General features: G+C 70.4%; 18 protein-coding genes, 1 tRNA gene and 1 pseudogene. 15 read left to right on the plus strand and 5 right to left on the minus strand.

What is annotated here, in order from left to right; all coding sequences use genetic code 11:
- Nucleotides 1–282 precede the first annotated feature (282 nt).
- Together P8S73_RS00005 and P8S73_RS00010 are read right to left on the minus strand one after the other, a co-directional pair.
- Nucleotides 283–654 (minus strand): annotated as a pseudogene (locus P8S73_RS00005) (response regulator); the annotation flags it as partial.
- Nucleotides 579–2,369 (minus strand): ATP-binding protein, encoded by a 1,791-nt coding sequence (locus P8S73_RS00010; RefSeq protein ID WP_396350417.1) that lies wholly within the window; start codon nt 2,367–2,369, stop codon nt 579–581. The pseudogene P8S73_RS00005 and the gene P8S73_RS00010, both read right to left, overlap by 76 nt.
- Before the next feature lie 149 nt (nt 2,370–2,518).
- Between P8S73_RS00010 and P8S73_RS00015 the strand changes: the two genes are divergently transcribed.
- The 11 genes from P8S73_RS00015 (at nt 2,519) to P8S73_RS00065 (ending at nt 14,028) form a co-directional block, all read left to right on the plus strand.
- Nucleotides 2,519–4,108 (plus strand): cation:dicarboxylate symporter family transporter, encoded by a 1,590-nt coding sequence (locus tag P8S73_RS00015; RefSeq protein WP_259921376.1) that lies wholly within the window; start codon nt 2,519–2,521, stop codon nt 4,106–4,108.
- On the plus strand, nt 4,105–5,142 hold the full coding sequence (locus tag P8S73_RS00020) for a glycosyltransferase (protein ID WP_019310963.1): 1,038 nt from the start codon (nt 4,105–4,107) through the stop codon (nt 5,140–5,142). Before P8S73_RS00015 ends, P8S73_RS00020 begins: the two co-directional genes overlap by 4 nt.
- A complete protein-coding gene (locus tag P8S73_RS00025) occupies nt 5,139–6,545 on the plus strand; it encodes a hypothetical protein (protein ID WP_128973287.1) in 1,407 nt (468 codons plus the stop codon). The genes P8S73_RS00020 and P8S73_RS00025 overlap by 4 nt, the downstream gene beginning before the upstream one ends.
- Complete coding sequence (locus P8S73_RS00030; protein ID WP_059281121.1) at nt 6,542–7,435, plus strand: ParA family protein; 894 nt, start codon at nt 6,542–6,544, stop codon at nt 7,433–7,435. Before P8S73_RS00025 ends, P8S73_RS00030 begins: the two co-directional genes overlap by 4 nt.
- 28 nt (nt 7,436–7,463) lie before the next feature.
- Nucleotides 7,464–8,348, plus strand: a complete 885-nt coding sequence (locus tag P8S73_RS00035) for a ScpA family protein (protein WP_019310966.1) — start codon at nt 7,464–7,466, stop codon at nt 8,346–8,348.
- 192 nt (nt 8,349–8,540) lie between these two features.
- Nucleotides 8,541–9,218 carry an SMC-Scp complex subunit ScpB gene (locus tag P8S73_RS00040; protein ID WP_100205765.1) on the plus strand — a complete coding sequence of 226 codons (678 nt, stop codon included), beginning with the start codon at nt 8,541–8,543 and terminating at the stop codon, nt 9,216–9,218.
- Nucleotides 9,219–9,225: 7 nt separating this feature from the next.
- A complete protein-coding gene (locus tag P8S73_RS00045) occupies nt 9,226–10,332 on the plus strand; it encodes a pseudouridine synthase (RefSeq protein ID WP_019310968.1) in 1,107 nt (368 codons plus the stop codon).
- Nucleotides 10,329–11,447, plus strand: a complete 1,119-nt coding sequence (locus P8S73_RS00050; protein ID WP_019310969.1) for a prephenate dehydrogenase — start codon at nt 10,329–10,331, stop codon at nt 11,445–11,447. Before P8S73_RS00045 ends, P8S73_RS00050 begins: the two co-directional genes overlap by 4 nt.
- Nucleotides 11,447–12,199: a (d)CMP kinase gene (cmk, locus tag P8S73_RS00055; RefSeq protein ID WP_019310970.1), complete on the plus strand. Its 753-nt coding sequence runs from the start codon at nt 11,447–11,449 to the stop codon at nt 12,197–12,199. Before P8S73_RS00050 ends, cmk begins: the two co-directional genes overlap by 1 nt.
- Nucleotides 12,196–13,740: a ribosome biogenesis GTPase Der gene (gene der / locus P8S73_RS00060; RefSeq protein ID WP_019310971.1), complete on the plus strand. Its 1,545-nt coding sequence runs from the start codon at nt 12,196–12,198 to the stop codon at nt 13,738–13,740. Before cmk ends, der begins: the two co-directional genes overlap by 4 nt.
- A 211-nt stretch (nt 13,741–13,951) precedes the next feature.
- Nucleotides 13,952–14,028: transfer RNA gene (locus P8S73_RS00065), tRNA-Pro, on the plus strand.
- A gap of 54 nt (nt 14,029–14,082) precedes the next feature.
- Here the strand turns inward: P8S73_RS00065 and P8S73_RS00070 are convergent.
- Nucleotides 14,083–14,850: a hypothetical protein gene (locus P8S73_RS00070; RefSeq protein WP_121566547.1), complete on the minus strand. Its 768-nt coding sequence runs from the start codon at nt 14,848–14,850 to the stop codon at nt 14,083–14,085.
- A gap of 239 nt (nt 14,851–15,089) precedes the next feature.
- Between P8S73_RS00070 and P8S73_RS00075 the strand changes: the two genes are divergently transcribed.
- From P8S73_RS00075 to P8S73_RS00085, 3 genes are all read left to right on the plus strand, one after another.
- Nucleotides 15,090–15,563 (plus strand): hypothetical protein, encoded by a 474-nt coding sequence (locus tag P8S73_RS00075; protein ID WP_102613899.1) that lies wholly within the window; start codon nt 15,090–15,092, stop codon nt 15,561–15,563.
- A gap of 32 nt (nt 15,564–15,595) precedes the next feature.
- The gene (locus P8S73_RS00080; protein ID WP_396350418.1) at nt 15,596–16,744 is read left to right on the plus strand and encodes a MalY/PatB family protein; all 1,149 of its coding nucleotides are present in this window, start codon (nt 15,596–15,598) and stop codon (nt 16,742–16,744) included.
- A 135-nt stretch (nt 16,745–16,879) separates the two neighbouring features.
- Nucleotides 16,880–17,878: a CobW family GTP-binding protein gene (locus P8S73_RS00085; RefSeq protein WP_396350419.1), complete on the plus strand. Its 999-nt coding sequence runs from the start codon at nt 16,880–16,882 to the stop codon at nt 17,876–17,878.
- Between the two features lie 117 nt (nt 17,879–17,995).
- Here the strand turns inward: P8S73_RS00085 and P8S73_RS00090 are convergent, their stop codons facing one another.
- Nucleotides 17,996–18,685 carry a TrkA family potassium uptake protein gene (locus P8S73_RS00090; RefSeq protein ID WP_019311007.1) on the minus strand — a complete coding sequence of 230 codons (690 nt, stop codon included), beginning with the start codon at nt 18,683–18,685 and terminating at the stop codon, nt 17,996–17,998.
- Nucleotides 18,686–18,778: 93 nt separating this feature from the next.
- Nucleotides 18,779–20,218 (minus strand): TrkH family potassium uptake protein, encoded by a 1,440-nt coding sequence (locus P8S73_RS00095; protein WP_083310898.1) that lies wholly within the window; start codon nt 20,216–20,218, stop codon nt 18,779–18,781.
- Nucleotides 20,219–20,364: 146 nt separating this feature from the next.
- On the opposite strand from P8S73_RS00095, the gene gcvH reads away from it, so the two are divergent.
- Complete coding sequence (gene gcvH / locus P8S73_RS00100) at nt 20,365–20,751, plus strand: glycine cleavage system protein GcvH (protein WP_019311009.1); 387 nt, start codon at nt 20,365–20,367, stop codon at nt 20,749–20,751.
- The last annotated feature ends 31 nt before the right edge of the window (nt 20,752–20,782 follow it).

A 20,782-nucleotide genomic window follows, 5' to 3' on the forward strand; every position in this document is an offset into this window, starting at 1 on the left:
GAGCCCGAGGTCTCGGGCGATCTCTCCCGCGGAACGGAACTCGGGGGTCTGCCTCAGCGCCTCTGCCACTTTCTCCAGCGTGTCCGCGGCCAGCCCCTTGGGCGGTGAGGCGCGCCTGCCCGCGCTCAGGGTGGCGAACAGTCGGTCCAGCTGCGGCTGGTCCACCGTCGCGTCCTCGGGGCTCGTGCTGGCCAGTGCGCGGTGGTAGGCGGAATAGGCCTCCAGCCTGCTGCGCAGGTCCTGGAACGAGAACGGCTTGACCAGGAACCCCACGGCGCCCACCGAGGTGGCCTCACGCACCGTGGCGACGTCCCGGTGCGCGGTGACGACCAGCAGGTCCACACCGCACCGCTGCGCCCGCAGGGCCCGGGCGGCCTCCAGCCCGGACATGTCCGGGAGGTTCACGTCCAGCAGCACCAGGTCCACGGGCTCGCCCGACGCCGCCCGCTCCCGCACGGCGAGCACCGCGGCCCGGCCGGTGCGTGCGATCCCCACGACCTCGAAGCCGTCGCACCGTCCCACGTACTCGGCGTGGGCGGCGCCGGTGAGGGGCTCGTCCTCGACCACGAGCACCCGGATCACCGGGACACCTCCGCAGCGACCGCGGGGTGCAGGGCGGGGACGTCCACGGTGAAGACCGCCCCCGCATCGCACTCGACTCTGATGGACGTGCCCCAGGACGAGACGATTCCTCGCGCCACGTGCAGGCCCACGCCGTTGCTCACACCCGTCTCGTGCTTGCTGGTGACCCCGTGCTCGAAGATGCGCTCCCGTGCGTCCTGCGGCACTCCCGGGCCGTTGTCCGAGACCGTGACGTGCACGCAGCGCCCGTCACCCGATGTGGTGAGCTCGACCTCCACGGAGGGTGTTTCGCCGCCGGAGCCGTCCACGGCACCCGGATGGTGCACTCCCGCGGCCGCGTCCACCGCGTTGTCCACGAGGTTGCCGACCACGCTCACCAGGTCCGAGGGCTCGACGGCCAGCACCGGGATCTGCCCGTGGGTCAGCACCGCGAACTCCACCCCGCGCTCGCGGGCGGTGGCGGCCTTGCCCATGAGCAGGGCCGCCAGGAACGGGTCCCGGACGTGGCGGGTCACGGTGTCACCCACCCGGACGGACAGCTGGGCGGTGGCGGACGCGAACTCCAGGGCCTGGGGGTAGCGCTCGAGCTCCAGGAGCGACACCACGGTGTGCAGCCGGTTGGCGTGCTCGTGGGTCTGCGCTCGCAGCCCCGCGGCCATCGTGCGCACCAGGTCGAGCTCACCGGCCATCCGGCTCAGCTCCGTCTGGTCCTGGACCATGAGCACCCGCAGCGTCTCGTCCCCGGACGCTCGCGTGCACGTGGCCACCAGGGTGCGCCCGGCCACGGTGCAGCGACGGTCGGTGAACGTGGTCTCCTCCGCGAGCAGCCCCGCCACCGGACGGGGGACGGACACGGGGGAGCGGCGTCCCTCGCCACGGGTGGCACGCACCGGAACCCGGCGTCGCAGACGTGGGGAGCGGCGTCGTCGACCGCGCGGTTCCGGCGTGCCGGCGCCCCGGTCCACGCCGGCGGAACGGCTCGGCCCCGCCGCGGCGGAGTCCGTGTCGACGAATCCGGTCCGGTCCCCGGCTGCGGTCGTGCCGTGGTCCTCAGGGAGGTCAACTCCGAGGAGCTGGGCCGCGCGGGCGTTGGCCAGCACGGGGCGGTCGTCGCGGTCCAGCAGCACGAGGCCCTCGCGGGCCTCGGAGAGCACGGCGCGGTTGAGGGCGAGCTGGCGCACCAGGGACTCGGGGGAGCGCCCGCCCGTGACCCGGTGCAGGTAGCGGGCCATGAGGAGGCTGATCAGCGAGGACATGGCGAGCAACGACCCCGAGATGAGCAGCAGACCCGGGAGCTCACGGCGGTTCTCGGTCGCGATCCGGTCCAGCAGGACACCGGAGGACACCAGGCCGATCACCGTGCCGTCGGCGTCCCGCACCGGGGCGATCGTGCGCACGGAGGGCCCCAGCCGGCCCACCTCAGTGGCGGTGTACGTCTCGCCCGCGAGCGCGTGCGTGCGGTCCCCGAGGTACTGCTGGCCCACACGGCTCGGGTCGTAGTGGGTGATCCTCGTGCCCTCGGGAGTCATGACGGTCACGAAGTCCACGTCCGTGTCCCGCTCCACGGCCGACGCCACGGGCTGCAGCCGCGCGTGCGGGTCTGCGGAGAGCAGCGAGGAGCGCACGAACGGGTCGTCCGCGAGGGTGGTGGTGGCCACCCGGGTCACCGACTCCGCGCGGTCCGTGACCCGGGTGCGGGTCTGCCCGACCATCACGACCGCCACCACCAGGGTGATCACCACGACGAGGGCGAGCTGCAGGGCCAGGAAGCGTTGGGCCAGGGACATGGTGCGAACTCCGTGCTGGACGTGGACCGTGGACGAGCGGTGACCCCGGATGTGACGCCGGTCATGAACGATATGACCACAACGAGACACGGGGTCGGCTCCCGGGTGAGGGTGGTCACCATTCCACCACCGAACACCCAGGAGCCATCATGTCCCACCCACCCGCCGCGCGTGAGGCGAACCCGCCGGTCAAGAAGAAGCGCGACACCACCCACTACCTCTACATCGCCGTCATCGTGGCGGTCGTGCTCGGGGTGGTGGTCGGACTGCTGTTCCCGTCCGTGGGTGTGGCACTGAAGCCGCTCGGCACAGGATTCGTGGCGCTCATCAAGATGGTCATCCCGCCCGTGATCTTCTGCACCATCGTGCTGGGCGTGGGATCGGTGGCCAAGGCCGCCACGGTGGGCAAGGTGGGCGGTCTGGCCCTGCTGTACTTCATCGTGATGTCCACGTTCGCGCTCGCGATCGGCCTGGTGGTCGGCAACATCGTGCAGCCCGGCGCGGGCCTCGACCTGGCCAACGCACACTTCGACCAGTCCTCACTGGGCGGCGGCTCCCAGGAGTCCCACGGCGAGGGCACCACGGGGTTCATCCTGGGGATCATCCCCACCACCCTGTTCTCCTCCCTGACCTCCGGGCAGATCCTGCAGACGCTGCTCGTGGCGCTGCTCGTGGGCTTTGCCCTGCAGTCCATGGGCGCGGCCGGTCAGCCGGTGCTCAAGGCCGTGGGCTACCTGCAGGCGGTCGTGTTCAAGCTGCTCTCCATGATCATGTGGCTCGCGCCGATCGGCGCGTTCGGGGCCATCGCGGCGGTCGTGGGCGCCACCGGACTGCAGGCGGTGTTCTCCTTGCTCGGCCTCATGGTGGCCTTCTACATCACGTGCATCCTGTTCGTGGTGGTCGTTCTGGGGCTGCTGCTGAAGTTCGTATGCGGCGTGAACATCTTCAAGCTCATGAAGTACCTTGCCCGCGAGTACCTGCTGATCTTCTCCACGTCCTCGTCCGAGGCGGCCCTGCCGCGGCTGATCGCCAAGATGGAGCACCTGGGCGTGTCCCAGCCGGTCGTGGGGATCGTGGTGCCCACCGGCTACTCCTTCAACCTGGACGGCACCGCCATCTACCTGACCATGGCATCCCTGTTCGTGGCCGACGCCATGGGCACGCCCCTCGCGCTCGGTGAGCAGATCGGTCTGCTGGTGTTCATGATCATCGCCTCCAAGGGCGCGGCGGGCGTCACCGGTGCGGGCATCGCCACCCTCGCCGCCGGGCTGCAGTCCCACCGCCCGGACCTGCTGGACGGTGTGGACCTCATCGTGGGCATCGACCGCTTCATGTCCGAGGCCCGTGCTCTCACCAACTTCTCCGGCAACGCGGTGGCCACCATCGTGCTCGGTACCTGGGTCAAGGAGGTCGACGGTGCGCGGATGAAGCGCGTGCTGTCCGGAGCAGAGCCGTTCGACGAGGCCATGCTCGCGGTGGACCCCCACCTGGCCCCGACCCCGGCGGAGCAGGCCGCGGGGGCACCCGTGCCTCCCACGGTGCCCGATCGCCGCGAGCGGAAATGTCGCGAGAACGGCGCTCGGCGCTCGCCCGGCCCCCGCCTACTCCTGGCGGGGGGCCGCCGGCGGCGCCGGAAAAACGTCTTCCACACGCAGTGGCCCGGGGCGGGCGACGAACACCCTAGAATGACCTGCGGACCCGCTCCCCATTTCGTGAAAATGACAGGACATCCCCCTTGAGCCCCACCTCAGACCACTCCGTCGTCGCCATTGTGCCGTGCCACAACGAGGAGGCGGCCATCGGCAAGGTTGTCTCGGACTTGAAGCAGCACCTTCCCCGTGCGGAGGTGTACGTCTACGACAACTGCTCCACGGATCGCACCGCCCAGGTTGCGGCGGAGGCGGGGGCGCACGTCCGGATCGAACGGGAGAAAGGCAAAGGAAACGTGGTGCGCCGCGCCTTCGCCGATCTCGACGCAGATGTCTACCTCCTGATCGACGGAGACGACACCTACGACGTGGCACACGCCCCGAAGATGATCGCCACACTGCTCTCCGGACCGTACGACCACGTATTGGGAGTACGGCGTCAGGTGTCCACGACCGCGTACAGGGCGGGCCACGAGTCCGGGAACCGTGCTTTCAACTCCATCGTGAGTTTTGCATTCCGGCACCCGGTCACGGACATGCTCAGTGGCTACCGCGTCTTCTCACGTCGATTCGTGAAGTCGTTTCCCGCGCTGTCTCGAGAATTCGAGATTGAGACCGAGCTGACGATTCATGCGGTCAACGCCCGGGTGCCACAGGTCGAAGTGGAGGTCGGTTTCCGTGACCGCGCCGAAGGGACAGAGAGCAAACTGCGCACCTACCACGACGGTTTCAGAATCCTGCGGATCCTTTCCCAACTGCTGTTCCTGGAGCGCCCGTTCCTCGTGAATGGTGCGTTGGCACTCATCCTCGGCATTCTCGCTCTCTTTCTCGGCCTGCCAGTCGTCTGGACCTTCCTGGAGACCGGTCTTGTCCCTCGGCTCCCCACTGCGCTGCTCGCCTCTGCCCTCATGATCCTGGCGGGAGTGTTCCTGGTGCTGGGCGCCTTGCTTAACGGGGTGGTCATGACTCGGCGAGAAATGTCCCGGCTCTTCTACCTGCGCTGGGCAGCGCCCCCGTACGATCCGGATGGGCTGGCGGCCGTGGCAGACAGTCAGCGTGGCCCTGCCTCTGGTGAGGTGGCCGATGCACACTGTGACCGGGGAGAAGGGCGCGATCAGCTGTGACTTCCTATTCCATTCCCCGCAACTACGGACGGCACTCGTGGAAGGGCCGGGCGCTGCGCATCGCTGGTGCCATGGTGGCGCTTCAATTCGTTCTGTTCGGGCTTCTCGTGGTTGGTCAAGCGGTGCCTGACAAGCCCATTGTGGACAATCTCGTTTCCGCGATCAACGAGGGAATCTACGGGCCCAGTTCCATGCGTGATCGGATGGGGTCCACCTCGGACACTTTCACGGAGTGCGTCGTGGTCGGAACGGGACTCGGTGCTGATCCCGAAGAATCTGCCTTCAGCCGGGCGGTGCGCATGCCGCGGATCGGCAACTGTGATGACGGAGTGGAGGACATCAAGGCCGTTGCCGCCGGTGAAGTGTTCCACGAGGACTACTACAAGTACTGGGCCGGCTACACGGTGTTCACCCGGCCGGCCCTTGCTGTCGTGGGAATGGACGGGCTGCGCATCGTCTCGGGGACCATGATGCTTGTGGCCCTGTTCGCAGCGTTCGTGGCCACGCGGGCCCGCACCACCACGGTTGTGTCGCTGGCGCTCTTCCTTCCTTTCGTCATGGGCACGAACATGCTGTCCACACCCTCGACGTCCTTCAGCCAGTCGATCTCCATAGCCTTCATCTTCTTGAACGTCCTCCTCACGGCAGCTGGAGTGGGGCGCGGCCGGTACTGGGGTCTCCTCGGACTCTGCATCGGGGCGGGGCTCTTCTGCTACGTGGATCTGCTCACCACTCCCGCGATCCCGTGGGCCATGTCGACCTTCGTCCTGGCGGCCGCCACCTGGTTCCGGACCCGCGACCTGCGTCATGCCGCAGGCTGGGGAGTGCTCGGCGCGGTTGCGTGGGCGGCGGCTTTTGGATTCACCTGGGTTTCCCGGTGGGCTTTTGGCGCGGCTTTCCTGGGCCTGGAACGCACGATTGACATGGTCAAGCAGAATGTCGGATTCCGTACCTCCGGGTCGTCCGCGGGTGTCACAGACAGCTTCGGGGCCGGCATAGCGCGCAACGTGTCGTACTGGTGGGAACATGTGCCGACCGCCCACGTGGTTCTCATCAGCTGCATCGCGGCAGCTCTGATCGGGCTCGTGCTGGCCGTCCGTCGTGGGGGCGCCGAGCGCCTCGTTGTGGCTGCTGTCCTGACCATGCCGGCCGCCGTGGTGCCGTTCTGGTATCTCGCGGTGAGCAACCACTCGCAGATCCATGCCTTCTTCGTGAATCGGGGGGTGCCGACCGTGCTGGCGGTCGTCACTGCGGCGTGTCTGCTCGCAGCTGCGCTACCCGCCAGTCCTGGCTCTCGGCTGGGGCGACGACCCAGGTCTGTTCCGGCGGCCGCGGACACGGGCGGTAGGGTGGAGCGTCGAGACCCGTACTCCACGCCCAGGAAGGAAGGCCGTCGCCCGTGAGCAACGCCAGTGATGAGAGGCCCCAGCAGAGCCAGGCTGCGGCGTCGGACGCCGTAGGCCCCACCGGTCGGCCGCTGCGGACCTTCCCGGATCCGCCCGAGCTGTCCACGCACGGCCCCGCGCGCATCATCGCCATGGTGAACCAGAAGGGCGGGGTGGGCAAGACCACCTCCACCATCAACCTGGGCGCCGCGCTCGCGGAGCTGGGCCGCAAGGTCCTGCTGGTGGACTTCGACCCGCAGGGCGCGCTGTCCGCCGGTTTCGGCTCCAACCCCCACGAGCTGGACCTCACCGTCTACAACGTGATGATGGACCGCTCCGTGGACGTGTGGGACGTGGTGCAGCAGACCCACGTGGAGAACGTGGACCTGCTGCCCGCCAACATCGACCTCTCGGCGGCCGAGGTGCAGCTGGTCAACGAGGTGGCGCGTGAACAGGTGCTCGCCTCCGCGCTGCGCAAGGTCGAGGACCACTACGACGTGATCCTCATCGACTGCCAGCCCTCCCTGGGCCTGCTCACCGTCAACGCGCTCACCGCCTCGCACGGGGTGATCATCCCGCTGATCTGCGAGTTCTTCGCCCTGCGCGCGGTCGCCCTGCTGGTGGACTCCATCTCCAAGGTGCAGGACCGCATCAACCCCAAGCTGCAGATCGACGGCGTCCTGGCCACCATGTTCGACTCCCGCACCCTGCACTCCCGTGAGGTCATCGCCCGGATCGTGGACGCGTTCGGGGACAAGGTCTTCGACACCGTCATCAAGCGCACCGTGAAGTTCCCGGACGCCACCGTGGCCGCGGAACCCATCCTCGCCTTCGCCAGCAACCACCCCGGCGCGGAGTCCTACCGCCAGCTCGCCCGCGAGCTCATCTCGCGCGGCGGCGCGCCGTGAACCACGCACGACGACGCCGCCCCGGCGCGTGAGCGGCGTCGTCGCCGTCCCTGCCGAGGCGCCGGGGGAGTCCCACGGCGGCTTCACCGTGGCCCTGGAGAACTTCCAGGGCCCGTTCGACGTGCTGCTGTCGCTGATCGCGAAGCACGAGCTGGACATCACCCAGGTCTCCCTGTCGGTGGTCACGGACGAGTTCATCCAGTACGTGCGCGCCCTGCAGGAGGACGCCTCGCCCAAGGCCCTGGACGAGGCCAGCGAGTTCCTGGTGGTCGCGGCCACCCTGCTGGACCTGAAAGCCGCCCGGCTGCTGCCGCGCGGCGAGGTCGAGGACGAGTACGACGTGGAGCTGCTCGAGGCCCGGGACCTGCTGTTCGCCCGGCTGCTGCAGTACAAGGCGTTCAAGGAGGTGGCCGGGCGGCTCAACGTCCGTTTCGCCGCCGAGTCCGTGCGGATCGCCCGCCAGGTGGATCTGGACCCTGCCATCACCACGGCCCTGCCCCCGCTCACGTGGACGCTGACCCCCGAGCAGCTCGCGCACCTCGCGGTGACGGCGCTGGACCCGGAGCGCCACGTGCCCGAGGAGGTGGACGTGGCGCACCTGCACGGCGCGCAGGTGCGGGTGGCGGACGAGGCCGAGGTGCTCGCGGACATCCTGCGGGACGGGGAGGACCACACGTTCCACTCCCTGGTGGCGGACGCGGAGTCCACGCTGGTGGTGGTGGTCCGGTTCCTCGCGCTGCTGGAGATGTACCGGGACCGCGTGGTCCGGCTGCACCAGGAGGACGTCCTGGGAGCGCTGCTCGTGCGCTGGGACGGCCCGGAGCAGTGGTCCGCCGCATCGCTCAGCAGCGAGTACACGGGCGCCGAGCCGGAGACCGCCCCGAGCGCGGACGGCGAAAACCTGGGAGAATGAGTCCCGCACAGGATCGGTGTGAACCGTACCGAAGGAGAGGATGACCGCGTGGCGGAGCAGACACCCCCCACGGCCCCCGCGGCGGAGACGTACCGCGCCGGGCCACCCACCACCCCGGCGGCCCCGGAACGCGCCGACGCACGGTCGTCGGCCAATACGGTGTCCAGGATCGACGAGTCGCATCCCGACGGCATGACACGCGACCAGTTGCTCTCCGCGCTGGAGGCGGTGCTCATGGTCGCGGCGGCCCCGGTGAGCCTGACGGAGTTCTCCCGGGTCACGGGTGAGCCCGAGCACCGGGTGCGCAGCGCACTGGAGCACCTCAAGGCCGAGTACGACGGAGTGACCGGAAACACCTCCGCCTCCACCCAACAGGGTGCCATGGCCGGATATGATGAACGGTCGGCCTCCAGATCCTTGGACGGCGTGGGGCACCGCGACGGCGCTCCCTCACCGTCCAGCGCCACCGCGCCTCGCGTGCGCGGGTTCGAGCTGCGTGACGTGGCCGGGGGCTGGCGGATCTACGCACGCAGCGACCACGCTCAGCTTGTCACGGACTTCGTGGTGGAGGGCAGCAGCTCGCGGCTCTCCCAGGCGGCGCTGGAGACGCTGGCGGTGGTGGCCTACCTGCAGCCCGTGTCGCGATCGCGGGTCTCCGCGATCCGTGGCGTGAACGTGGACGGCGTGGTGCGCACCCTGGTGCAGCGCGGCCTGCTCTCGGCCCACGAGCGGGAGGAGTCGTCCGGCTCCGTCCTGTACACCACCACCCCCCTTTTCCTGGAGAAGCTCGGTCTCGGCTCGCTGGACGAGCTGCCGGACATCGCACCGTTGCTGCCCGGAACCGACCAACTCGACGAGATAGAGGACTGAACAACGCATGGCTTCATCACACGGCAACGCACCCCGCGGCGGAGGCGCCCGCGGTCCCCAGGGCCGCGGCAAGGGCTCCAAGGCCGGGCCCAAGGGCGGCTTCCGCTCCGGCCCCGGCAAGAAGGGCTCCGGCGACGCCGCCGGCGGCCGCGGCTACGCCAAGGGCCCCGGCGCCAAGGGTCCGGGCGCCGCGCGCGGCAAGGGCCCCGCGGGCAAGGGGCCGGGCAAGCCCAAGGCCGGTGCCGCCCAGAAGGGCCCGCAGAAGCCCCGCGCCTTCGCGGGCGTGGACAAGTACGAGCGCCGCGCCTCGGCGATCAAGGAGCACGGCCCGCACCGGCGGCGTCGTCCCAAGAACCCGCCCGTGGACCGGCTGGAGGTCCACGACGAGAACGGCGTGCGGCTGCAGAAACTCATGGCGCAGGCCGGCGTGGCGAGCCGCCGCGTGTGCGAGGAGATGATCCAGGACGGCCGCGTGAGCGTGGACGGGGAGATCGTCACGGAGCTCGGCGTGCGCGTGGACCCCGCGCTGCAGGCCGTGCACGTGGACGGCATGCGCATCCAGACGGACGAGAGGCTCGTGTACTACGCGTTCAACAAGCCCGCCGGCGTGGTCTCCACCATGGAGGACCCGGACGGGCGCCGCTGCGTGAGCGACTACCTGGACCCGCGCAAGCACCAGCGCGTGTTCCACGTGGGGCGCCTGGACGTGGAGACCGAGGGTCTGCTGCTGCTCACCAACGACGGCGAGCTGACCAACCGGCTCACCCACCCCTCCTACGAGGTGCCCAAGACCTACATGGTCCAGGTGCACGGCCCCGTGGAGAAGGGCATCGGCAACCAGATGAAGGAGGGCATCCGCCTGGAGGACGGCGTGGCCAAGGTGGACGACTTCCGCCTGGTGGACTCCACCCCGGGCCACGTGCTCATCGAGGTGGTGCTGCACTCCGGGCGCAACCGGATCGTGCGCCGCATGTTCGACGCCGTGGACCACCCCGTGGAGAAGCTCGCGCGCACCCACGTGGGCCCCATCGCGATCGGCGACCAGAAGCAGGGCACGGTGCGCAAGCTCTCGCACACCGAGGTGGGCAACCTCCTCGCGTCCGTGGGGATGTGAGCGTGGTTCCCACCGCACCCACGAGCACCGGCCCCGTGCTGGTGGTGGGCTCCGGTCTGCTCGGGGCGAGCATCGGGCTGGGGCTGCGCCACCTGGAGGTGGAGGTCCTGATCCGGGACGCCTCGCCCACCACGGAGGCCGTGGCCCAGGACATCGGCGCGGGCCGCTCCGTCCGCGCACTCCGCAGTGCGGGGGAGGAGCCCCCCGAGCCCGCGCTCGTGGTGGTCGCCGCACCGCCGGACGTGGTCGCCGAGCTGGTCGTCGAGGCGCTGGCCGAGCACCCGCACGCCGTGGTGCTGGACATCGCCTCCGTCAAGGCCCCCATTCTCGACGCCGTCGCGGCGGCGGGCGCGGACCTCACCCGGTACGTGGGCACCCATCCCATGGCCGGGCGCGAGAAGTCCGGGCCGGTGGCGGCGCGCGGTGAGCTGTTCACGTCCATGCCGTGGGTGGTCTGCCCCGGCCCCGCCACGGGAGCCGCCGCGGTGACCGCGGCCAAGAACCTCGCGGTGGACCTGGGGGCGACCCTGACCGTGATGGAGCCCGCGGAGCACGACGAGACCGTCGCGCTGATCTCCCACCTGCCGCAGGTGATGTCCTCGCTTCTGGCCTCGCGGCTGCAGGAGACCCCGCTGCACCAGCTGTCCCTGGCTGGGCAGGGGTTGCGGGACACCACGCGGATCGCGGGTTCCGACCCGGGGCTGTGGGTGCAGATCCTCTCTGCCAACGCGCAGCCCGTGGTGCGGTCCCTCCACCAGGTCCGGGAGGACGTGGAGCGGCTGATCGCCACACTGGAGGCGCCGGACGCGGACGGTGCACGCCTGGACATTGCCCGGCTGATGGCCGAGGGCAACGCCGGCCAGGCCCGGATCCCGGGCAAGCACGGCGGGGCACCCAAGGCCTTCGCCACGTTCACGGTGGCCGTGGACGACACGCCCGGTCAGATCGCCCGTCTCCTCACGGAGATCGGGGAGATCGGGGTCAACCTGGAGGACATGCGCCTGGAGCACTCGCCCGGGCAGCCCGTGGGTCTCGTGACCGTCTCGGTGGAGCCGAGCCGGCACGCGGACCTCGTGGAGGAGCTGCAGACACGCGGCTGGAAGGTGGTGCAGTGATGAACGCACGGGATGAGAGCGCACGGCTGGTCATCGCGGTCGACGGGCCCTCGGGGTCCGGGAAGTCCTCGGTGTCCAAGGAGGTGGCGCGGCGGTTCGGGCTCGCCTACCTGGACACCGGGGCGATGTACCGCGCGGTGACGTGGTGGTGCCTGGACTCGGGGGTGAGCTTCGACGACCACGAGGCCGTGGTGGCGGCCACCGAGACGGTGCCGCTGGAGATGGGCACGGACCCGGACGAGGAGCGCATCCTGGTCAACGGCGAGGACGTCCGCTCCGCGATCCGCGGGGACCTGGTCACGGACAACGTCTCCCGGGTCTCCACGATCGTCCCCGCCCGGGAGGTGCTGGTGCGCATGCAGCAGGACATCATCCGGGACAGCGGATTCCGGATCGTGGCCGAGGGTCGGGACATCACCACGGTGGTGGCCCCGGACGCGGACGTGCGGATCCTGCTCACCGCCTCGGAAGCGGCGCGGATGGCGCGGCGCGGCCGGCAGCTGGGCGCGGCGGCGTCGTCGAACCTGGAGGCGCAGGTGGTGGGCCGTGATGCGAAGGACGCCACCGTGGTGGACTTCATGAACGCGCAGGACGGCGTGCACCTGCTGGACTCCTCCGAACTGACCATGGAACAGACCGTGCAGGGCGTGATCGACCTGGTCATCCGCACCACGGACACGACACACGAGGGGGCCGCCACGGCCCCCGACGAGACGGGCGCTGACGCCCCCGAGGAAGCGAGGCAACCATGAGCGCACCCGACGAGCCCACGGTGGACTCCTACGAGCAGTCCGTGCTGGGCGGGGGCAACGAGGACATCTCGCAGCGCCTGGCCGCGATCGACGACACCGAGGCCGAGGCCCGTGCGCAGGCACTGCGCGAGGGACTGGCCGACTACGAGCTGGACGACGAGGACGCCGCGCTGCTCGCGGACTGGATCGACGGCGAGGAGGACCGGGACGCCCGCCGCCCCGATCCCGTGGTGGCCGTGGTGGGCCGCCCCAACGTGGGCAAGTCCACGCTGGTCAACCGCGTGATCGGTCGCCGCGAGGCCGTGGTGGAGGACACCCCGGGCGTGACCCGTGACCGTGTCTCCTACAAGGCGGAGTGGAACGGCAAGAACTTCACCCTGGTGGACACCGGCGGCTGGGAGCAGGACGCCAAGGGCATCAACAAGCGCGTGGCGGACCAGGCCGAGCTGGCCGTGGAGAACGCGGACGCCGTGCTGCTCGTGCTGGACGTGACCGTGGGCGTGACCGCGACCGACGAGGCCGTGGTGAGCATGCTGCGCCGCGTGAAGAAGCCCATCATCGTGGTGGCCAACAAGGCGGACTCCCCGCAGCTGGAGATCGAGGCCACCGCGCTGTGGTCCCTGGGCATGGGGGAGCCGTTCCCGGTGTCCGCGCTGCACGGCAAGGGCTCGGGCGACGCGCTGGACGCCCTGGTCAAGGCGCTGCCGGAGTTCTCCGAGGTGGCCGAGGCGGAGCTCGAGGGCGGGCCGCGGCGCGTGGCGCTGATCGGGCGCCCCAACGTGGGCAAGTCCTCCCTGCTCAACAAGCTGGCCGGCTCGGACCGTGTGGTCGTGGACCCGACCGCGGGCACCACGCGGGACCCGGTGGACGAGATCGTGATGCTCGGCGGGGAGCCGTGGCGCTTCATCGACACCGCGGGCATCCGCCGCCGCGTGCACCTGCAGCAGGGCGCGGACTTCTACGCGTCCCTGCGCACGCAGACCGCGCTGGAGCGCGCCGAGGTGGCGGTGGTGCTGCTCGCCGTGGACGAGGTGCTCTCCGAGCAGGACGTCCGCATCCTGCAGATGGCCGTGGACTCCGGGCGCGCCCTGGTGCTCGCGTTCAACAAGTGGGACACCCTGGACGAGGAGCGCCGCTTCTACCTGGAGCGCGAGATCGAGCGGGACCTGGCCCACGTGGCCTGGGCTCCGCGCGTGAACATGTCCGCCAAGACCGGGTGGCACAAGGACAAGCTGGTCCCCGCGCTGCACACGGCCCTGGACTCGTGGGACCGCCGCATCCCCACCGGGCGCCTCAACGCGTTCCTGGGGGAGATCGTGGCCGCCCACCCGCACCCCGTGCGCGGCGGCAAGCAGCCCCGCATCCTGTTCGGCACGCAGGTGGCCTCCCGGCCGCCCAAGTTCGTGCTGTTCACCACGGGCTTCCTGGACCCCGGCTACCGCCGGTTCATCCAGCGCCGCATCCGCGAGACGTTCGGGTTCGAGGGCACCCCGCTGGAGGTCACCATGCGCGTGCGGGAGAAGCGCCAGCGCAAGCGCTGAGTCCCCGCCGTTCCGCTGACGGGCCGTCCTCGGGTTTCTCCGGGGGCGGCCCGTTGCGCTGCCGGGCGGGAGCGGGGACGACGCCGCCCCGGCCCCGGGCAGGCAGGTCACCGCGCGGGGGGGGAGCGCGCGGTCGATGTGAAAATCGTGACCGGGTGGGGTAATGTATCCCAAGTGTTCGGCGCTGGTTCCCCAGGGCTGAGCACGGTCGCGGGATGTGGCGCAGCTTGGTAGCGCACTTGACTGGGGGTCAAGGGGTCGCAGGTTCAAATCCTGTCATCCCGACCAATCACCCCGGTAGGACGGTCGTCCTACCGGGGTTTTTCGTGCCTGCCAGGCCCCTCACGTGTTCTTCGTGAGCCGCACCCACCCGTCGGACAGTGCAGCGCGCAGCCCCGCCGTGCGCGACACCGGCGCCAGCGCGTGGGACAGGCACGCCACGGCGTCGTACCCCTCGTGGTCCACGCCCGGCAGCACGTGGAGGTGGGTGTCGAAACCCGCCGCACGGTACGCCGCCACGCCCTCCTCGGCGGCGCCCAGCGCGCTCCACTCGGGCGGGTTGGTGGCGCCGTCCACGTCCAGCTCACCCACCCACCAGTGCATGGCGGTGGAGCCGATGCAGGGGCGGGCCTTCTTCTTGCAGGCCACCGGCGCGTCGGCCCCGCCGCCCCCGATGATGACGGCCCCGCCGCGGGCCATGCCCTCGATGCCGCGGTCGAGCAGCTCGTAGGTGATGAACTCCGCGCCCCCGCTGTAGCCGATCAGCCAGATGGTCGAGGAGTCCACGTCCGGGTGCCGCGCCACGAGGTGCTCGTGCAGCGCACGGAAGAACTTGCCGTTGCCCTTGCAGTCCTCCCACCACGTGTACCCGTCCCCGCGGCCGTCCGTGTCCGGGGTGTTCACGGCCACGAGCATGAGGTTCCGGGCCTGCGCCGCCACGGCGAGCCGGGCGAGGTCCCCTTCCTCGGGCCAGTTGATCGAGGTGTCGTCCAGGTCCCAGTAGTCGCCGTCGAAGTAGTACAGGAACCCCGCGGTGCCCGTGCGCCACACGTGGTACCAGGACCGCATGCCGTTGGGCGCGGTGAAGTCGATGAAAGTCTCCGGTGTCATGATCCCCCCCAGATCGTGAAGCCTCGGTGCCGCGGCCACGTCCCCCGCGCGGCGTCGCCCCCAGTATGACGCAGCGCCCCGGTGACCACCTCCGGACGACGCGGCCGGACGACGCCGCGGGGGTGCCTCCCGCGGCGCCGTGACGCGCGGCGTCGTCCGACCGACCCGCACCCGCCCGGGGGTGGTGGGGTGGTGGGGTGGCGTGCTTGGCTGGAAGCACACAGAGGAAGGGAAGCACCATGAGCAGCGTCATCACCACCTACCTGCAGGACCACCACGCCGGATCGGCCGCGGGAGTGGACGCGTTCCGCCGCGTGGCCGAGTTCCACGGGGACGCCGAGGTGCGCGAGGCGGTGGGTCGCATGGCGGAGGACATCGCGCAGGACCAGGTCGCCCTGGAACAGGTCATGGCCTCGGTGGGGGTCCAGCCGGCGGGGCTCAAGGACCTTCCCGCGCGCGCGGCCGAGAGGCTCGCGCGGCTCAAGCCGAACGAACGGATCAGCAGGCGCTCGCCGCTGTCCGACATCGAGGAGCTGGAGGCTCTCGTGGCCGCCGTCCACGCGAAGCGGCTAGGGTGGCGAATGCTCCTGGAGGCTCCGGACGACAGGCTGGACCGTGATCTGCTGCGGCGGCTGTGCGAGCGCGCCGAGGAGCAGGAGAAGACGCTGGACCTGTTGCGGCTGGGGCAGGCCCACAAGCTCACCAGCTCGTGACGTCCCGGCCGCGCACCGTTCGAAGGGACCCCATGACCACCGCCGACCAGATGCCCTCCCTGCGCCGACGCACGAGCACCAAGTGGCGCAGCTACCCCGAGGACGTCCTGCCCATGTTCATCGCGGAGATGGACTTCCCCACGCCGCCCCCGGTCAAGGCCGCGCTGGAGGCCGCGATCGAGAACAACGACACGGGATACGCGGCCACGGCGGACCGCGGTGCGGCGCAGGCGTACGCGGACTTCGCGGCCGCACGCTGGGGCTGGCGGCCAGACCCCGAGCGCATCATGTACACCACGGACGTCACCGTGGTGATCGTCGAGGCGCTGCGCCGGCTCATCCGCCCAGGCGAGGGCGTGGTCCTCACCCCGCCGGTGTACGCACCGTTCTACCACCTGGTCGCGGAGGCGGGGGGCCGCCCGGTGGAGGTCCCGCTGCAGGACGACGGCGCCGCGTACCGTCTGGACCTGCCCGGCATCGACGCCGCGCTGGCCGCGGGCGCCCGCGCGGTGCTGCTGTGCAACCCCCACAACCCGCTGGGCCTGGTCCACGCCCGCGAGGAGCTGACGGAGCTCGCCGAGATCGTGGAGCGGCGCGGCGCCCACGTGGTGAGCGACGAGATCCACGCACCGCTCACGCACCGCGGCGCCACCTTCACCCCGTACCTGTCCGTGTCCGACGCCGCCCGTCGGCACGGTGTCGCGGCGGCCTCCGGGAGCAAGGCCTTCAACCTCGCGGGGCTCAAGGCCGCCATGTTCGTGGTGGACTCCGAGCCCATGGCCCAGTGGCTGGCCACGGTGCCCGACGCCGTGTCCTACCGGACGGGGATCATGGGCCTGCTGGCCACGCAGGAGGGCTTCCGGCACGCCACGGACTGGTTGGACGCGACCATCGAGGTGATCGAGAGCAACATCGCGCTGCTCGAGCGCCAGCTCGCGGACAAGCTGCCGCAGGTCCGGTTCCGCCGGGGCAGCGCCACGTACCTGGCCTGGCTCGACATGCGGGACCTGGACTGGGGGGATGACCCTGCCGAGCACGCGGCGGAGCACGCCAAGGTGGCGCTGTCATCAGGCCCCACGTTCGGCGCCGGGGGAGCGGGTTTCGCGCGCATGAACCTGGCGTGCTCCCCGGACACGATCGTGGAGGCGGTGGACCGGCTCAGCTCGGCCGCGCGCGGATGACGTCTTGCGTACTGCGGCTCGGCCGGGGCACACTGCTGGCCCCGTGAACAGAACACCGTCGGTCCGTGGTGGCGGTGGCCTGCGGTGCCCGCGGCGCAACGCCCCCACGTCATCGCACCGCGTGGAAGGAGCCCCGTGACCCGTACCGTCCCCGTGCTGATCCTCACCGGCTACCTGGGCGCCGGCAAGACCACCGTGCTCAACCACGTCCTGGCCACGGGCGGGGGCCGTGTGGGAGTGGTGATCAACGACTTCGGGGACGTGAACGTGGACGCCGGTCTCGTGGCGGGCCACGTGACGGAACCCCTGTCGATCGCGGGCGGCTGCCTGTGCTGCCTGCAGGACCCCGCGCAGCTGGACGACGCCCTGCGCACCCTGTCCCGCCCGGCACTGGACCTCGACGCCATCGTCATCGAGGGCTCGGGGATCGCGGAACCGCCCGCGCTGCTCCAGCTCGTGCTGGGCAGCACCGTGGACTCCGTCCGCTTCGGCGGTCTCGTGGAGGTCGTCGACGCCGCCCACGTGCCCCACGCCGAGCAGCGTGGCTGGGACCTCGCGCAGCACGTCAAGGCCGCGGCGCTCGTGCTGCTCACCAGGACGGACGTGGCGGAGCCCCACGAGTCCGCGCGCGTGCGCGAGCGGGTCGCGCAGGCCAATCCCCACGCCATGGTGCTCGACGCACCGTGGGGAGCCGTGGACCCGCGACTGTTCTTCGATGCCGCAGAGCGTGCCGTGCCCGAGGGCGGCCAGCTACCGCTGTGGGAGCTCGGCACCGCCGGTGGGCACGCGCACCACGTCCACCACCGCGCCGCGAGCCTGGACGTGCCCGCCACGGTGGACCCGGCGGCGCTCGCGGACCTGCTGGAGGATCCCCCGGACGAGGTCTACCGCGTCAAGGCCGTGGTGGACGTGGCCACGGTCCGCGGAGCCCGCCGCTACGTGGCGCACTCCGTGGCAGGGTTCGTCACGGTCGAGCGGGCACCGCGGCCGGCGGGCGCGGCGCCGCACTCGGTGGTCGTGGCCATCGGCCCGGAGAACGACGCCGCCGTGCCCGTGGATCTCACGGGTATCGTCAACCGGTCCCCAGCTCCGGCCGCCGCACGCGAGCTGCTCCGCCTCACCCGGTTCCTGTGAGACCCGCAGTCCTGCCGCGCACGGTCCTGGGAGACCTGCGGCGATGCCCGGGCCCGGTGCGGCAGGTTCATCGCCGCCTCAGGGGCGGACGGATCCGAACGTCGGGGGAGTGGCCGGTCAGGTGAGGTTGGAGAAGTGCTCCACCTTCCGGGTGGGCCCCGTCACCAGGATCTGGTCGTCGTCGTAGAGCATGGTCCCGGCCTCGATGGGCTCCCACTGCCCGCCCGGGCGGCACACGGCCACGACCGAGACCCCCAGCCGCTGCCTCACGTTCAGCAGGTCCATGGGGCGCTGCTGGATGGGTTCCGGCGGGGTGCAGCGGACCAGCGCGTGGCCGTCGTCGATCGGCACGAAGTCCAGGATCCGGTGCTGCACCAGGTGCGCTGCCCGGGTGCCCATGTCGCTCTCGGGGTTGACCACGTTCTGCACGCCCAGCTGCGTGAGGATCTCGGCGTGCGGCTCGGTGAGGGCCTTGGCCCAGATGCCGGGGCACCCGAACTTCACGAGCCGGGACGCGGTGAGGATGCTCGCCTCGATGTTGGAGCCGATGCCCACCACCACGCGCTCGAACTCGTCCACGGACAGCTCGCGCAGCACGTCCTCGTCCGTGGCGTCCGCGCGCACCACCGAGGTCAGCTTGCCGTTGAAGCGCTGCACGGTGGCCTGGTCGTGGTCGATGCCCAGCACGTCGGTCTCGTTGCGCATGAGCTCCAGGGCGAGGGCACCCCCGAACCGACCCAGCCCGATCACGGCCACGGCGTCGGACATGCCTCGACGGGAGATGTCGGAGAGTTGGGAACCGAACATGGGACTTCCTTCCGGGGTGGGGCGTCCTGCGGCGGCGGGATGCCGGGAAAGCGCTGCGCGGCGTCGTGCCGGATCAGCGCGGGAGCGTGTGGATCAGCCGATGAGCGGCCGTTCCTTGGGCAGGCCGAACGAGGGCGGACGTCGACCGTAGGCGATCGCGGCGGCCACGGTGACCGGACCCAGCCGGCCCATGACCATCAGGGCGATCAGCACGCACTGGGCAAAGGGCTCCAGTGCGGGCGTGATCCCGGTGCTCAGACCCACCGTGGAGAACGCGGAGACCACCTCGAACAGCACCCGGTCCAGTCCCAGGGACTGGTCCGTGAGCATGAGCAGCATGGACCCTCCGATGACGGCTCCGGCGGCCAGCACCACCACCGTGATCGCCTCGCGCTGCACGGAGCGGGAGAGCTGCTTGCCGAGCACCGGCACGGCGGCACCGCCCCGGATCTCCGTGAGCGCGATGAAGAACAGCACGCCGAACGTGGTGACCTTGAGCCCGCCGGCGGTGCCCGCAGGGCCACCGCCGATGAACATGAGGATGTCCATGCCGAGCCACGACACGGGGTGCATCTGGGAGATGTCGATGCTGTTGAACCCCGCCGTGCGGCAGATCGTGGACTGGAAGAACGCGTTGAGCACCTTGACGGCGGGGGACTGCGACCCGAGGGTGGCCGGGTTGCTCCACTCGAGCACCAGGATGAACACGGTGCCGCTGAGGAGCAGCAGCGGGGTGGCGAACAGCACCAGGCGGGTGTTCATGCTCCACCGGTGCGGAATCCTGATGTGCCGCCGCAGCTCGGCGAGGACCGGGAAACCCAGGCCGCCCAGGATCACGCACGAGGACAGGGTGAGCAGCACCACGGCGTCGCCCGAGAAGTCCATCACGTTGAGCGTGTAGAGCGCGAAACCGGCGTTGTTGAACGCTGACACCGCGTGGAAGACCCCGTGCCACAGTGCGGTGCCCACGGAGTAGTCGTAGTGCAGCAGGAACCGCAGGAACAGGATGGTGGCCGCGGTGCCCTCGATGACCAGGGTGGTCCCCACGATGCGTGCGACCACGAGGCGCGCTCCGCCACCGGACTTGGTCTCCGCGCTGGTCAGCAGCCGGGCGGAGAGACCGAGCCGACGGGACAGCAGGATTCCCAGCATGGTGGTGAACGTCATGACGCCGAGACCGCCCACCTGGATGAGACAAATGATCACCACCTGGCCGAACGGGGTCCAGTACGTGGCGGTGTCCACGGTGATCAGCCCCGTGACGCACAGCGCCGAGGTGGCGGTGAAGGCCGCCGTGATCACGTCCGTGCTGCCCGGGGCCACCGTGGCCAGCGGCAGCATGAGCAGACCCGTTCCCGTGAGCAGCGCCAGCAGGAACGCGGAGAGAATCAGACGCGCGGAACGCCCCGGGGTCAGCTCGTGGACGTGCAGGGGGTCCCGGCGGGACCTCATCGTGGGGACGGTCCGGCGGATCCGGGAGCCGTGGGTGTGGACGCGGATCGCCGCCTGGCGAAAAGCCTCGGTGATGGGCACCGGGCCAAAATACCCCGGTGGCGGCCCCCGGACACCCATTCGTGGCGCTGCGCACGGAGCGTGTTGGGCGAGGGCGACACGGTTGCACTGCACACGCACGCGTGTGATGTGCGCTACTGCCGCGTATGTGCCCTAAACTGACCGGCATGACCAACATTCCCGCGGAACTCGCGTACACGGCAGAGCACGAGTGGGTCCAGGACCTCAACGACGACAGCACCTTCAAGGTGGGCATCACCGACCACGCCCAGAGTGAGCTGGGTGAGGTCGTCTTCGTCCAGCTGCCGGAGGTCGGGGACTCCGTCACGGCGGGGGACGTGGTGGGGGAGATCGAGTCCACCAAGTCCGTGAGCGACCTCTTCGCTCCCGTCAGCGGTGAGATCGTCTCCGTCAACGACGAGCTCTCGGACACCCCGGGGCTGCTCAACGACGCACCCTACGAGGCCGGCTGGCTCTTCACGGTGCGGGTGGAGTCCCAGGACGCCACGGCCGACCTGCTGGACGCGCAGGCCTACCAGCAGCTGCTGGACTAGACTCGAACTTCCACGTGAGCTGAGGGGAACC

Origin of the sequence: Kocuria sp. ChxB, from assembly GCF_044359605.1 — a bacterium.
Lineage (GTDB): Bacteria > Actinomycetota > Actinomycetes > Actinomycetales > Micrococcaceae > Kocuria > Kocuria rhizophila.